Consider the following 14398-nt stretch of genomic DNA (forward strand, 5'->3'; position numbering starts at 1 on the left):
ACATTAATTAAGTCACGGGGTAACACTAAACTATTTAAGCCTGCTTCTTTTCTAGCTTTGCTTTATTATCTTCGATAAGTTTCATTGCGTCATCTAAGCTTAAATTTAGAAAATCATATTTTTTTTGCACTGAAATAAATTTACCCATATATTTTATGTAAGGACCGAATTTACCGTATCCTATCATAATTTCCTCGCCGCTATCTTTATGAATACCTATTTTTAGCGGTAAGCTTAGAAGCTTTAATGCCATCTCAAGTGTGATGTCGTTTTGATTCAAGCTAGCAGGCACGGGGCTACGTTTTGGCTTTACTTTGCCTTCTTGTTCGCCGAGCTGAACATAAGGTCCGTAAGGTCCTTTTTTCAGATATATTTCTATTCCGTCTTTATCAGTACCTAAAACCTTATTCTCATTAGGAGTAGCGGCAAGGTCGCCATCATTTTCATTATTATCGTTACCGCTAACAATAGATTTTCTGAAAGTACATTCAGGGTAATTACTACATGCTAAAAATGCTCCGAACTTACCGAGCTTTAAGCTAAGCTCGCCTGTTTTACATGAAGGACAAACTTTAGATTCTTTATTTTCACCGAACAAGTGATAATCAAGAGCTTTCTGTACATAACTAATAATTTCGGTGATTTTTTGCTCATTTACCGATTCAATATTATGGTTAAAACCGCTCCAAAAATTATTTAAGGCAGCTTTCCACTCAAGCTTACCTGCTGCTATTTCGTCTAACTCATTTTCAAGACCTGCGGTAAAATCATATTCTACATATTTCTTGAAAAAACCGACCAAGAACACCGTTACTAAACGTCCAAGTTCTTCAGGCATAAAACGCTTTTTCTCAAGAGAGACATATTTTCGATCTTGTAAAACCGATAAAATACTAGCATAGGTCGAAGGGCGACCGATCCCAAGCTCTTCAAGTTTTTTCACTAAGCTTGCCTCCGAATATCTTGGAGGTGGCTCGGTAAAATGCTGATTCGGAATAATTTCTTTAGTTTTAAGCGGTTCTTGTTCTTTTAAAGGCGGCAGCATTTTATTTTCTTCTTCAGCCTCATCGTCCACACTTTCACGATAAACCTTATAAAACCCGTCAAATGCTATAGTTGATCCGTTTGCTTTTGCCAAATATTCTTTATTTTCCGAAGCTAAACTTGCAACTACCAAATCCATTATCACATTTTCCATTTGGCAGGCTATAGTCCTTTTCCAAATTAGTTCATAAAGCTTATAATAATCCTTTTCTAGCTTTTCTTTTAAGCTATCAGGAGTATAAGTAATATTTGTCGGTCTTATAGCTTCATGAGCTTCTTGAGCATTTTTTACTTTGGATTTATAAATTCTAGGGCTATTCGGTAAATATTTGTCATCGTAATTTTTATCGATTAACTTACGTATATCAGCTATTGCGTCATTTGATAATGTAACGCCGTCGGTTCTCATATAGGTAATAAGCCCTATAGTTTCCTTACCTATGTCAACGCCCTCATAAAGTTTTTGTGCTATTTGCATAGTCTTTTTAGCACTAAAACCTAATTTTCTTGCTGCTTCTTGTTGTAGTGATGAAGTAATAAAAGGAGGTTGCGGCTGACGTTTTTGTTGTTTCTTTTCTATCTTATCAACATGAAAATTTTGAGATTTTAATTTTTCGGTTAAATCTTTGGCATCTTTTTCGTTAATAATTGAGAATTTTTCTAACTTCTGATCGTTTACGTGAGTCAATTTAGCAGTAAATAGTTCATTATTACTATTTTGCATTTTAAGGCTAATATCCCAATATTCTTCCGACTTAAAACGCTCTATTTCATCTTCTCGCTCACATATTAATCGCAGAGCCACGGACTGTACACGTCCCGCCGATTTACATCCAGGTAATTTACGCCATAAAAGAGGTGAAAGGGTAAAGCCGACTAAATAGTCTAAAGCTCTTCTTGCTTGCTGGGCATTTACTAAGTTAGCGTCAAGTTTTCTAGGGTTCTCAACGGCATGAATAATTGCTTTTTTAGTGATTTCATTAAAGGCTACCCTTTTGAAAAAATCATCGGATTTAACCTTATTTTTTTCTTTTAGTACCTCTGCAACATGCCATGAGATAGCTTCACCCTCACGATCCGGATCGGTTGCAAGATATACTGCATCAGCTTTTTTAGCATCTTTAACTATGGTATCTACATATTTACCGGCTTTATCGGAAATATCGTATTTCATTGCAAAATTTTCATCAGGCAATACCGAACCTTTTTTAGAAGGTAAATCTCTAATATGACCAAATGATGCAATGACCTTAAACTCATTACCTAAATATTTATTTATCGTTTTTGCCTTTGCCGGCGATTCTACTATTACTAATTTCATCGATGGTTATTTTTCATTATAAAAATAATTATTCTATTATTATTTGCCCCACTCTTTACTATGTCATTCCCGCGAAAGCGGGAATCCAGCGTAAAGCGAGATAAATCGAGCTTTTCAAAAAATCTTTTTGATCAAGATTTTATTCAAATAAAGCTTTTAAAAAGCTTTAAAGTATTGGATTCCCGCCTACGCGGGAATGACATAGAGCATTAGGCGTAAACTAATGATATTTTATTGCCGGCGTGACGTATTGCTTTGCCGGCGAGTTCTAATTCTAATATTACCGTATATATAATAGGAAGCGGTAATTCCGTTTCTTTTTGTAAATATTCAAAATCTATAGGTACTGACGATAATAATTCCAATATAGCAGTATGCTCCTTTTGTGACGGTTCTTTAACATATCTAGTATTTACTGTTCCTAGCTCAACAAAATCCTTAAATAATCCATCATCTTTTTTCATAAATTCTTCATATTGCGGTAAATTAGCTACAATATCGTCCGCTGATTCCACTAAATATGCTCCCTCTCTAATCAATTTATTTGTACCTTGACATCTTGGATCTAAAGGAAAGCCGGGAACGGCAAATATTTCCTTATTTTGTTCAAGTGCAAATTTTGCAGTTATTAATGAACCGGATTTTAAGCTTGCTTCTACTATCACTACTCCTAAGGCTAGCCCCGATATTATCCTATTACGCTGTGGAAAATGTTTTCCAAGCGGGGTAGAGCCGATAGGTAACTCAGCTAATATTAAACCTTCTCCTGCTAAATTTTCAAATAGTTTTTTATTTTCCGGTGGATATATATGATCAATACCGCCTGCAATAACTCCGATAGTTTGAGAAATTGCATCTTGATGTACGCTGCTATCTATACCCCTTGCTAATCCTGAAATAGTTATATACCCTTCTTTTACTAAATCATTTGCAATTTTATGAGCAAAACTTCTTCCGTTTGCAGAAGCGTTTCTTGCACCTACTATTGCAACGCATTTATTATGATTTAATAACTCTATATTACCTTTATAGCTTAATATTGGAGGTGGATCATAAATTTCAAGTAATAATTTTGAATATTCCGGAGATTTATATGTGATAATCTTAGCATTGTCTTTTTCGAGAAGCTCTAACTCTTTTTCAGCATCGCTTTTACTGAAAATTTTAATTGGTTTTGACTTTCCGCCTCGCAATGAAAAATCCGGAGCGTTATCTATGGCAGTTGCTGCATCACCGAATAATTTAATTAAACTAAAGAAAGTTTTAGGACCGATATTTTCACTCCTAATAAGACGTAAAATATTAATTGTTTCAATATCATAAGATATTTTAGGAGCAGAAAATAATTCTTTTAGCATTATTTAGGGTTATTTGATATGGGTTTTGGTTTAATTGTTAAAGTCATTGCGAGGAAATTTACAATAGTAAATTGACGAAGCAATCTTGGGAAGGATTCCTGAGACTGCCACGCCCACTAACGTTCGCTCACAATGACGAAAAAACCGATCCACGCGGGAATGACATAATACTACAGCTTCTCGGCATGTGAGCTTAAATAATGTGCTATACCTTCATGTGACGGGGTAATTGCTTCCTCACCTTTATGCCAGCCGGCAGGACAAACTTCGCCGTGCTTTTGATGATGAGTTAAAGCATCGATTACTTTTAATGTATAATTAATATCACGACCGATAGGTAAGTCGTTAACTAGCATGTGACGTACTATGAAATCCTTATCAATTAAAAAAGTTCCACGCAAAGCAACACCGTCTTCATTAAGTACGTTATATTTTGAAGAAATATCCTTTTTTATATCGGATACCATTGGAAATTGTACTTGTCCAAGTCCGCCTTTATTATGCGGAGTATTTTTCCAAGCTAAATGGCTAAAATGAGAATCAACGCTAACAGCTACTACTTTAGTACGTCTTTCGGTAAATTCACCAAGCTTATTGTGAAATGCTATAATTTCCGATGGACAAACAAAAGTAAAATCTAGGGGATAAAAAAATAACACTATATTATCCCCTGTAGCATAATCGCTAAGTTTAAACTTTTCGTCTATATTATTATTAGGCATAATAGCTTTAGCTGTAAAATCCGGAGCAGTTTTGCCGACAAATACTGACATATCCATAACCTTTTATTAATTAATAATCTGGTATGATATATAAAACTAATTATTATTACAATAATAAATCTTTATAAATTGCTACTTATCTATTTTCTTTTCTGAAGAAGCTTTTAATTGGTTAAATATAGTTAACGCTCCGGTTACAAAACTACTCGGTTCTGAAAGGTTTGCGGGTAAAATTACGGTGTTGGTATCTTTAGCCAAATTACCGAATGCACTAATATACTGCTCAGCTACTTTGAGAGCTACCGCCTCACTTCCTCCTGTTTTTTGTACGGCAGCTGCGACAATCTCAATACTATTTGCCGTAGCGGTAGCGATTAAGCCTATTGCTTCAGCTTCACCTTTTGCTCTGTTAACCTGATCAGTATAAGAAGCTTCTGAATTCAGTACGATTTGTGCTTTTTCACCTTCTGCATGGTTAATTTTTGCTTGTCTATTACCTTCCGACTCTAGAATTTGAGCTCTTTTTTGACGCTCTGCAGCTACCTGCAATTCCATAGCTTTAAGTATAGTTTGCGGAGGTTGAATATCTTTAATTTCATAACGCATACATTGTATGCCCCAATTTATAGCAGCCTGATTAATAGCTGCTACAATTGCTACGTTTAAAGTTTCGCGCTCTTCAAAAGTTCTATCTAAAGGGAGTTTACCGATTTCCGAACGCATAGTAGTTTGAGCAAGCTGCGTTATAGCATAGTAAGGATTATTAACACCGTAAGACGCTGCCATCGGATCAATAATTTTAACATATAAAACACCGTCGATAGATAATGTTACGTTATCGTTTGAAATAGCTGTTTGAGCGGTAACGTCTATAGCTTCTTCTTTTAAAGTATGTTTGTATGCTACTCTCTGAATGACAGGGATTAGTAAGTTTAAACCGGGTTGTAGTACTTTGTCAAACTTCCCCAATTTCTCTACTACCCATGCTTGTTGTTGAGGTACAACTTTAACCATTTGTATTATAACTAAAATCGCTATAATACTGAAAATTAATAATGCATATTCCATAATTCAATACCTTTTTTTATTTCCACTCTATATTATTTTTAATTATAAAAAAAGAATTTAAATTAAACGGTACTTAATTATATATTTTTTATCAATAAAATGGGTTTTAATTACTTTGAGTAAAGAAAGAATGTTTGAATATTCTTCAAGTTGTTCATTTATATTTTTTATCTCATTTAAAGCACTATTAAAATCTTCCTGTAATAAATAAGTTTCAGCGGCTTTATTTTGTTCTAGTGTTTTAAGTAAAATACTTTGTAAAAATCTATAATAATAGTCGTCTAGTTTAGGTATATCAGACATAATAATAAATCATATAATTATTGAGATTTTAATTTATATATAAATTTTTTAATAATTCAATAATTTTTAACTAGATTTACATATACTTAAGTCTTTATCTATTATGTCGGAATCTATATTTAAACAGTCAAGGATTGAATGAAATACATAATCATGGCTAATTTCGGTATTAGCATAATTTTTAATTGAGTCTACCGATTCAGGATATTTTTCTCTAAAATCATCTGATACCCAAACTATAAGCGGCACTGTTATTTGTTCTGCAAGTAGTGGACCACCGTGACCGTAATAACCATTTTCTCCTAACGATTCGCCGTGATCGGATACATATAGTAAAAAGGCATTTTTATCTTTAAGCAAATCTATTAAATTAGATAAAAAAAAATCGGTGTATAAAATTGAATTATCATAGCTGTTAACTAAAGCAAGCTTATCGCAATCACTCGCATCTCCTTTAACTTTAATAGGGCAGGTAGGAGTGAAATGTTCAAATTCTTTAGGATATCTTGCGTTATAGTTCCAGTGACTTCCTGAGGTATGAACTACTAAAAATTGTTTCTCTGAATTTGTTATTATTTCTTTTATAAAAGGCAATATTTTTTCATCATGATCATTTAAAGAAAATAGAGCAGAGCCGCCCGGTACTATAGTAAAATTAACGTCATTATATATATTACTTAGGTCAAAATTTGCGAAACTCCTCATTAAAGTTTGAGTACCGATCCAGGTAGTATTAAAGCCAAGATTTGTTAAAATTGATAAAAAGCTGTTCTCTTGTCTAGTATTTTCAATTTGACTTGCAGGATAACGTGAAAGTAATGACGGTACGGAAAGATAGGTAAGATTAGAAGAGGATTTAGCTTTGAAAGAAGTTAGATTTTGGGCAGTTTTTAAGTAAGGAGTCGTATCTCTTTCATAACCGTTAATACCGAAATGATCAAATCTTGCCGATTCTCCTATAACTAAAACACCTATAATATCTTTATCTGACTTATCTATAAAGTTATATTGCTTACTAATATCTATACAGGCATAATTTTTACCGGTTAGGTTTCCGGCAAAATTAAGGTAGCTATTATGTAAATACTGAATGGGAAAATAATTTTTTAGTATCTTAAATGAAGGAGTAATAATATTATATACAAAAATAAGTAAGCAAGCGGCAGATAATAATTTTGTTACGAATGATTTAGAATTTTCGGCGGTAAAAGATTTGAGAGTATAAAAACAGCTAAAAAGGCAAAAAATTATCCATATTATTAATTTAATGCTGACTAATTCATAAACTTCGTTTAAATCCGTTGAGAAAAAACTACCTATTACTTGTTTAGTAGGATTGATTTTGAAGAAATAAATGTAATAGCTAGCAATAGCAGATGTTATAAATAAAAACCCTACGCCGATTTTTAACACTAATTTATGTACGCTAAGACCAAAAAATGCTATAAAAGAAAATATATAAATATAACAAAAATCTTTTGATAGCTCTAATATCCCTCTAAAAATCGTTGCTTTATAATAATCAAATTTATAAATCAATATTGCGGTATTAAATAACAAACAATAAATAAAGGCTAAAATAGCCGATAATTTAATTAATTTCGTATCTAAATGTTTTTGAATAGTTTTTAGCATATATAATAAAATAAAGTAATTTTTATAACTACCATGATCATAAAAAATCTTCAAGAATTTTATCCGCTTTTAATACCAAATGCTCCACTTATTGCTATTGATTACGGAAGCAAAAAATTAGGAATCGCATTATCTAATCAAGAACGTAATATTGCTATGCCCTTAAACACTATAATTGAGATAAATAAAAAAATCGTTATTACTTCCTTGCTTAGTATAATCGAAAAATATAAAGTTTGCGGTGTGGTAATAGGTCTACCGATTGATATGAGCGGAGCGGTAACCGAGCAAACAAATATAGTAATGAAATTTGCTGAAGAGCTAGCAAAATCTATAAATTTTCCTATATATTTACAAGATGAAAGACTAACTACAAAAGCTGCGAATAATTTCCTTAAATCATTCGGCGTTAAAAGAAAAGATCGTAATAATAACGATGATGCCGTAGCTGCTAGTATGATTCTTGAAACCGTGCTTGATTCTATGAAAAAACTTTAATTAGGAAGGAATTGAGGAGTTGTTGCGTGCATCGAAAAACCTACTCAATGTCATCCCCGCAAAAGCGGGGATCCAGAAAAATAACTTCAATATCCGATATAGAAGTTGTATATTCAATAAAATAAGCCTATAAAAACTTGTTTTTATAGGCTTTACTGGATTCCCGCCTATGCGGGAATGACATAAAACAGTCCATGCAACAAAACTAAGAATTTATGACAAACAAATTACCTCCTATTTCACCGGGGCAAATTCTACTTGAAGAATTTATGGAACCTATGGGTATTAGTCAAAGTAAGCTTGCTCGTGATATTGATGTACCTGTTACTAGAATCAATAATATAATTAAGCATCATCGTTCAATTACTGCTGATTCGGCACTCCGCTTAGGTAAATATTTTAATGTTAATCCTCGTTGGTGGATGAATATGCAAAATCAATATGATTTAGAACTCGCAGAAGATGAAGGTTGGAAAGTTAAAGAAAGTAGAATAAGAACCTTTTCTATGGCAAGTTAATTATTTTTTATGATAGTACAAAAAAGTTATATTGATAATAACGGTAGACTAGTTATTCCTATAAAAGTAAGGCAGAAATTAAAACTTAAAATAGGAGATAAAGTAACAATTAAGTATAACAATTCAGAATTAATAATATCGAGTTTTCATTCAAATATAGAAAAAGCAAGAAACATATTGGATAAGTATAAAGATATTGATTTATACAAAGAATTAAAGCTTATGAGAAAAGAAGAGGATATAAATTAATTCGTTGATAATTATACAATTTCTAGCTTTTCAAAAACTTTATTGTAAAGATATATTATTTATGATAAAACCGATGAAAATAAATAAAATATACCATGAAAATATTAATTCTAGGTGTTACCGGTATGCTAGGTAACAGTATGTTTAGATTTTTAAGTCAGGATAGTAAGTTTGATGTTTGTGCGACAGCTCGAAATAATTCCGCTCATTCTTATTTTTCTAAAGATTTATCTGATAAATTAATTACAAATGTAGATGTTGAGAATCATGATTCGTTAGTTGAGGTATTTAATAAAGTAAAACCCGAAATCGTCATAAATTGTATAGGGCTTGTAAAGCAATTAGCTGATGCAAACGATCCGTTAAAAGCATTGCCAATAAATAGCTTGTTACCGCATAGGCTAGCTAATTTATGTAAATTAGCTAATTCAAGGTTAATCCACATTAGTACTGATTGTGTATTTTCAGGAAAAAAAGGTAATTATAAGGAAAGCGATTTTCCTGACTGTTATGACCTTTACGGTCGCTCTAAATTCCTTGGCGAAGTAGATTATTCGCATGCTATTACATTACGTACTTCAATTATAGGTCATGAGCTGGCAGGCAATAGAAGCTTAATCAATTGGTTTTTAAGTGCAGAAGGGCAAGTGAAAGGTTTTGAAAAAGCTATTTATTCAGGATTCCCGACAGTAGAGCTTGCAAGAATAATAAGGGATTTTGTATTACCGAATAAAGAACTGCATGGGCTTTATCATGTTGCATCAAAACCGATTAATAAGTTAGAATTGTTAAAATTAGTAGCGAAAATATATAATAAAGAAATCGATATTATTCCATCGGATGAGCTTGTAATAGATCGCTCACTGGATGCCACTTGTTTTAATGAGGTAACGGGATATACGCCACCTGATTGGCGTGAGCTTGTAAAGCGTATGTGTGAGTTTGGGTAAATCGTCATTGCGAGCAGTCGTAGACTGCGTGAATACCGAGTCGTCATTGCGAGAAAAAATTGAAAATTTTGACGAAGCAATCTCAGGATGTTTTACGAGATTGCCACGTCGCTTCGCTCCTAGCAATGACGATTATGCAACAATTTTTCCTCGCAATGACAAAATAAATAATAACAAAATAGGTACTAAATAAATAATGTTTGTAGATAAAACTTTAATGATTACAGGAGGCACCGGTTCGTTTGGTAATGCGGTGCTTTCTCGTTTTCTTAAATCCGATATTATCAATGATATTAAGGAAATTAGAATTTTTAGTAGAGATGAAAAAAAGCAAGAGGATATGCGTATTGCTTTAAATAACTCAAAACTTAAATTCTATATCGGGGATGTACGTAATTATAAAAGTATTAATGAGGCAATGCATGGTGTAGATTATGTATTTCATGCCGCCGCTTTAAAGCAAGTTCCGACTTGTGAATTTTATCCTATGGAAGCAATCAATACTAACGTCTTAGGTGCTGAAAATGTTTTAAGTGCTGCTATTAATAACAAAGTTACAAAAGTTATTGTACTGAGTACCGATAAGGCTGTATATCCAATTAATGCAATGGGATTATCTAAAGCATTAATGGAAAAGTTAGCAATAGCAAAAGCACGTATGCATTCTCCAGGTGAGACTGTGCTTTGCGTCACTAGGTACGGTAACGTTATGGCATCTCGTGGTTCGGTAATTCCTCTTTTTATCAATCAAATAAAACAAGGTAAGGAATTAACCATTACAGAACCGTCAATGACACGTTTTTTAATGTCGCTTGTAGATTCCGTAGATTTAGTTTTATATGCGTTTGAGCATGGGCGTCAAGGAGATATTTTCGTACAAAAATCTCCGGCAAGTACAATTGAAGTACTCGCAAAAGCGTTACAAGATATATTCGATAGCAAAAATGAAATACGTTTTATCGGTACACGTCACGGCGAAAAACATTACGAATCGCTAGTATCATCTGAAGAAATGGCAAAAGCTGATGATTTAAGGGATTATTACCGTATTCCTATGGACGGGCGTGATCTTAATTATGCAAAATATTTTGTTGAAGGTGAAAAGAAAGTAGCTCTTTTAGAGGATTACACTTCTCATAATACAAAACGTTTAAATTTAGAAGAAGTAAAAGAGTTATTACTGACGCTTGATTACGTACAAGAGGAGCTAAAAAATGCTTAAGGTAATGACGATTGTCGGTACTCGTCCTGAACTTATTAAACTATGCTGCGTGATTTCTGAGTTTGATAAATATACTAATCACCTCCTAGTTCACACCGGTCAAAATTATGCATATGAATTAAATCAGGTTTTTTTTGATGATATGGGAATTAGAAAGCCTGATTATTTCTTAGAAGTAGCGGCAGATAATACGGCAAAATCTATCGGGCTTATTATCGAAAAAGTAGACGAGGTACTTGAAAAAGAAAAACCCAACGCCGTTTTATTTTACGGCGATACTAATTCGTGTTTATCGGCGATTGCTGCTAAACGCCGTAAAATTCCGATTTTTCATATGGAAGCAGGAAATCGTTGTTTTGATCAGCGTGTACCTGAAGAAATAAACCGTAAAATCATTGATCATATTAGCGACTTTAACATTACGTTAACCGAGCATGCAAGACGTTATTTAATTGCTGAAGGTTTACCGCCTGAGCTTATTTTAAAATCAGGCTCGCATATGCCTGAAGTTCTTGACCGTTTTATGCCTAAAATATTAAACTCGGATATTTTAGATAAGTTGTCACTTACACCAAAACAATATTTCTTAATTAGCTCACATCGTGAAGAAAATGTCGATGTCAAAAATAATCTGAAAGAATTATTAAGTAGTTTACAAATTCTTATTAAAGAGTATAATTTCCCCGTAATCTTCTCAACACACCCAAGGACTAAAAAAAGGCTTGAGGATTTAGAGGGGTTTAAGGAGCTTGGTGATAAAATAAGGTTTTTACCGGCTTTTGGTTTTACGGATTACGTCAAACTTCAGATGAATGCGTTTTGTATTTTATCCGATAGTGGTACTATTACCGAAGAAGCATCGATACTTAATTTACCTGCTTTAAATATTAGAGAGGCACATGAGCGTCCTGAAGGTATGGATGCCGGAACGCTTATTATGTCGGGCTTTAAGGCTGAACGGGTACTACAATCGGTGAAAGCTATTACGGAAGAACACGAGAATAATAAACGCTTGCAAGATATCGTGCCGGATTATGCTGAAGCGGGTCTTGTATCAAAGAAAATATTGCGTATAGTTTTAAGTTATGTGGATTATGTTAACCGTACGGTGTGGTTTAAATGATAGAAGAAGATAAAATAGTTGAAGAATGGTATTCGGCAGATATATTTTATACTAAAATAAAAGAATTTATAAATCCTGTTTCTAGTATTATGGATATTGGATGCGGGATTCGTCCGCAACAATATATAGTTCCTGATTTACTTATTTGTGTAGAACCATATCAAGAATATGCTGAAATATTAAAAAAGAACTTATCAGGAACTAATTCAATAATAATTCCTTTAGACGCAAAAGCTACTCTTACTACATTTTCCGATAAATCTGTTGACTCAATATTTTTAATTGATGTTATAGAGCATATGCCTAAAGAAATCGGGAAAGAAGTATTAATTGAATGCGAACGGGTAGCTCGCAAACAAATTATAATATTTACCCCTTTGGGTTTTATGCCGCAAGAAGTACATGATATTGACGGCTGGAATTTACATGGAGGAGAATGGCAAGAGCATAAATCTGGATGGCATCCTGAAGATTTTCCCGGATGGAGTATTATAGGATGTAAAGAATTACATACTCATAATGCTAAGAGTGAGCTTCTTACTACTCCTTATGGAGGATTCTATGCAATAAAAAATATAGTATATACCGAAAATTATTTTAATGACGTATATGGAGAAAATATTTTATTTAATGCTACAAATCATTTAGAAAATTTAAAAGCTATATTTCCTGATTTTAAAGAAAAAGTTATAAACAATGAAATTGTAAAAAATAGTTTAAAATGCGGTTTATGGATGTGTCAACGCACAACAGAACTATTAATTGAGAAAGGAGCGACAACCTCTTTAAAAGAAATTCTAGAAATAGTAGAGAGAGAAAAAATAAATTTTGCTATTAATACAGCTCAAGAATATTTATCTAAGATAAATAAATTTGCTTCACAATTTAAAGATATCAATAAATTATACGAGCAAATAAATAATTTACAAGAATTATTAAAATCTACTACAGATCAACTAACCGAACAGCTAATTGCTAATACTGAAGAATTAGAAATACTTAAGGAACAGTTAGAAGTTAAGGAACAAGAACTAAAAATCAGTAACGAGAATCGTTCTATTTTTATAAAGATTTACGCTAAAATAATAAGAATGTTAAATAAGTTGAAAGCGATATGAGATGTATAGCGTTTAATAAGGTCTAAGTTAAATGAAAATATTACAAATAAATGGCTATGAATCTCCGGGGCGTAGATTTCATGGTTTGTCTATAACGCCGATTTTAAAAAAATACGGTATTGAATCTAAGCATTTGGTATGGGCTAAAGATACTAAGGATCCTGAAGTATTAACTTTTAGCGAAAAAGACCGTAAAATAAATAGTTTTTTACGTAAAATAGAAAATATTTTATCTTTACAATCGGTTTTATATCGTAATGCTTTAGAAATAATAAAAATGCCTGAATTTCAAGAAGCTGATTTACTTCATCTTCATATTATTCATTCAGGTTTTTTTAGTATGAGGCATTTACCTAAGATAACTAACCTAAAGCCAACAATATGGACTTTGCATGATCCTTGGGCAATGACCGGTCGATGTGTTCACCCAATGGAATGCAGTGGGTGGCAAAAAAATTGTGGAGTTTGCCCTGATCTTACTACTCAATTTCCTATGCAAAGAGATAATAGTAAGTTTTTATTTGATTATAAGTATAAAGCTTATAAAGAATCTAATTTTGATATAATTGTAGCATCAAAATGGATGCAAAATATGGTTAATACTTCACCTTTGTTTGATAAAGAAGTTAAAGTTCATCATTTGCCTTTCGGTATAAATTTAAAATTTTTTTCTCCTAGTTTTACTCAAAAAGCAAGAGAGCGTTTTAATATTAGTGATGATAAAATAGTGATTTGCTTTCGTTCCGAAGATACTCATTTTAAAGGTTACCAATATATAATGGAAGCATTAGAAAAGTTGGAGACTACAAAACCTATATGCTTACTAACAGTTGGTAAATGTAATTTACTAGAGCAATTTAGAGGAAGGTTTGAAATAATAGAACATAGTTGGATTAATGATAATGTGCTACTTCGAGATGTTTTAGCTGCTTCTGATATCTTCTTAATGTCGTCTGTTGCAGAAGCATTTGGTGTTATGGCAATAGAAGCTATGGCGTGTGCTAAGCCTGTAATAGTGTTTGATGGTACATCATTACCTGAAGTAACATTTGCACCTGATATTGGCATATCTGTTCCAATGCGTAATAGTGATGCTTTATCAAATGCAATAAAGCATTTGATTGATAATCCGGAAGAGCGTTTAAAGCGTGGTAATAAGAGTAAAGAAGTAGCAGAATTATATTATGATGAAAAGCTATATGTTAAAAATTTAGCAAAATTATACAAAGATTTGCTATCAAAATCTTCAGTAATAGGCAAAAACTAATT

Annotated in this window: 15 protein-coding genes; 9 read left to right on the forward strand and 6 right to left on the reverse strand. The window is 32.6% G+C overall.

Annotated features, from left to right (window positions below; genetic code table 11):
- Positions 1-34: 34 nt before the first annotated feature.
- From topA to ACE38Q_RS01340, 6 genes are all read right to left on the reverse strand, one after another.
- Positions 35-2365, reverse strand: coding sequence for a type I DNA topoisomerase (topA, locus tag ACE38Q_RS01315; RefSeq protein ID WP_500189789.1), 2331 nt, complete (start codon positions 2363-2365; stop codon positions 35-37).
- Positions 2366-2574: 209 nt separating this feature from the next.
- Positions 2575-3723, reverse strand: a complete 1149-nt coding sequence (dprA, locus tag ACE38Q_RS01320; protein ID WP_500189790.1) for a DNA-processing protein DprA — start codon at positions 3721-3723, stop codon at positions 2575-2577.
- Positions 3724-3893: 170 nt separating this feature from the next.
- Complete coding sequence (locus ACE38Q_RS01325) at positions 3894-4496, reverse strand: peroxiredoxin (protein ID WP_500189791.1); 603 nt, start codon at positions 4494-4496, stop codon at positions 3894-3896.
- An 81-nt stretch (positions 4497-4577) separates the two neighbouring features.
- On the reverse strand, positions 4578-5513 hold the full coding sequence (locus ACE38Q_RS01330) for an SPFH domain-containing protein (RefSeq protein ID WP_500189792.1): 936 nt from the start codon (positions 5511-5513) through the stop codon (positions 4578-4580).
- Positions 5514-5570: 57 nt separating this feature from the next.
- Positions 5571-5816, reverse strand: coding sequence for a hypothetical protein (locus tag ACE38Q_RS01335; RefSeq protein ID WP_500189793.1), 246 nt, complete (start codon positions 5814-5816; stop codon positions 5571-5573).
- A gap of 66 nt (positions 5817-5882) precedes the next feature.
- Positions 5883-7451 carry a phosphoethanolamine transferase gene (locus ACE38Q_RS01340; protein WP_500189794.1) on the reverse strand — a complete coding sequence of 523 codons (1569 nt, stop codon included), beginning with the start codon at positions 7449-7451 and terminating at the stop codon, positions 5883-5885.
- A 33-nt stretch (positions 7452-7484) separates the two neighbouring features.
- Between ACE38Q_RS01340 and ruvX the strand changes: the two genes are divergently transcribed.
- From ruvX to ACE38Q_RS01385, 9 genes are all read left to right on the forward strand, one after another.
- Positions 7485-7949: a Holliday junction resolvase RuvX gene (gene ruvX, locus ACE38Q_RS01345; RefSeq protein WP_500189795.1), complete on the forward strand. Its 465-nt coding sequence runs from the start codon at positions 7485-7487 to the stop codon at positions 7947-7949.
- A gap of 215 nt (positions 7950-8164) precedes the next feature.
- Positions 8165-8467, forward strand: a complete 303-nt coding sequence (locus ACE38Q_RS01350; RefSeq protein WP_500189796.1) for a HigA family addiction module antitoxin — start codon at positions 8165-8167, stop codon at positions 8465-8467.
- A 9-nt stretch (positions 8468-8476) separates the two neighbouring features.
- Entirely contained in the window at positions 8477-8716 is a 240-nt protein-coding gene (locus tag ACE38Q_RS01355) for an AbrB/MazE/SpoVT family DNA-binding domain-containing protein (RefSeq protein WP_500189797.1), read from the forward strand.
- Between the two features lie 95 nt (positions 8717-8811).
- On the forward strand, positions 8812-9666 hold the full coding sequence (locus tag ACE38Q_RS01360; RefSeq protein ID WP_500189798.1) for a dTDP-4-dehydrorhamnose reductase family protein: 855 nt from the start codon (positions 8812-8814) through the stop codon (positions 9664-9666).
- Positions 9667-9712: 46 nt separating this feature from the next.
- Complete coding sequence (locus tag ACE38Q_RS01365; RefSeq protein ID WP_500189799.1) at positions 9713-9859, forward strand: hypothetical protein; 147 nt, start codon at positions 9713-9715, stop codon at positions 9857-9859.
- A gap of 3 nt (positions 9860-9862) precedes the next feature.
- Positions 9863-10888: a UDP-glucose 4-epimerase gene (gene capD, locus ACE38Q_RS01370; protein WP_500189800.1), complete on the forward strand. Its 1026-nt coding sequence runs from the start codon at positions 9863-9865 to the stop codon at positions 10886-10888.
- Positions 10881-12011, forward strand: a complete 1131-nt coding sequence (gene wecB / locus ACE38Q_RS01375) for a non-hydrolyzing UDP-N-acetylglucosamine 2-epimerase (protein ID WP_500189801.1) — start codon at positions 10881-10883, stop codon at positions 12009-12011. Before capD ends, wecB begins: the two co-directional genes overlap by 8 nt.
- The gene (locus ACE38Q_RS01380) at positions 12008-13129 is read left to right on the forward strand and encodes a methyltransferase domain-containing protein (protein WP_500189802.1); all 1122 of its coding nucleotides are present in this window, start codon (positions 12008-12010) and stop codon (positions 13127-13129) included. Before wecB ends, ACE38Q_RS01380 begins: the two co-directional genes overlap by 4 nt.
- A gap of 31 nt (positions 13130-13160) precedes the next feature.
- Positions 13161-14396 (forward strand): glycosyltransferase family 4 protein, encoded by a 1236-nt coding sequence (locus ACE38Q_RS01385; RefSeq protein WP_500189803.1) that lies wholly within the window; start codon positions 13161-13163, stop codon positions 14394-14396.
- The last annotated feature ends 2 nt before the right edge of the window (positions 14397-14398 follow it).

The sequence above is a fragment of the Rickettsia endosymbiont of Thecocarcelia acutangulata genome, from assembly GCF_964263195.1.
GTDB classification, from domain to species: Bacteria; Pseudomonadota; Alphaproteobacteria; order Rickettsiales; family Rickettsiaceae; genus Rickettsia; species Rickettsia felis.

What these genes read in the sequence shown, in the direction of transcription:
- ACE38Q_RS01380 (WP_500189802.1), top strand. Translation starts at nt 12,008, where the DNA reads ATGATAGAAGAAGATAAAATAGTTGAAGAATGGTATTCGGCAGATATA.
- ACE38Q_RS01355 (WP_500189797.1), top strand. Translation starts at nt 8,477, where the DNA reads ATGATAGTACAAAAAAGTTATATTGATAATAACGGTAGACTAGTTATT.
- ACE38Q_RS01330 (WP_500189792.1), bottom strand. Translation starts at nt 5,513, where the DNA reads ATGGAATATGCATTATTAATTTTCAGTATTATAGCGATTTTAGTTATA.
- ruvX (WP_500189795.1), top strand. Translation starts at nt 7,485, where the DNA reads ATGATCATAAAAAATCTTCAAGAATTTTATCCGCTTTTAATACCAAAT.
- ACE38Q_RS01385 (WP_500189803.1), top strand. Translation starts at nt 13,161, where the DNA reads ATGAAAATATTACAAATAAATGGCTATGAATCTCCGGGGCGTAGATTT.
- ACE38Q_RS01325 (WP_500189791.1), bottom strand. Translation starts at nt 4,496, where the DNA reads ATGTCAGTATTTGTCGGCAAAACTGCTCCGGATTTTACAGCTAAAGCT.
- dprA (WP_500189790.1), bottom strand. Translation starts at nt 3,723, where the DNA reads ATGCTAAAAGAATTATTTTCTGCTCCTAAAATATCTTATGATATTGAA.
- capD (WP_500189800.1), top strand. Translation starts at nt 9,863, where the DNA reads ATGTTTGTAGATAAAACTTTAATGATTACAGGAGGCACCGGTTCGTTT.
- ACE38Q_RS01340 (WP_500189794.1), bottom strand. Translation starts at nt 7,451, where the DNA reads ATGCTAAAAACTATTCAAAAACATTTAGATACGAAATTAATTAAATTA.
- ACE38Q_RS01335 (WP_500189793.1), bottom strand. Translation starts at nt 5,816, where the DNA reads ATGTCTGATATACCTAAACTAGACGACTATTATTATAGATTTTTACAA.
- wecB (WP_500189801.1), top strand. Translation starts at nt 10,881, where the DNA reads ATGCTTAAGGTAATGACGATTGTCGGTACTCGTCCTGAACTTATTAAA.
- ACE38Q_RS01360 (WP_500189798.1), top strand. Translation starts at nt 8,812, where the DNA reads ATGAAAATATTAATTCTAGGTGTTACCGGTATGCTAGGTAACAGTATG.
- topA (WP_500189789.1), bottom strand. Translation starts at nt 2,365, where the DNA reads ATGAAATTAGTAATAGTAGAATCGCCGGCAAAGGCAAAAACGATAAAT.
- ACE38Q_RS01350 (WP_500189796.1), top strand. Translation starts at nt 8,165, where the DNA reads ATGACAAACAAATTACCTCCTATTTCACCGGGGCAAATTCTACTTGAA.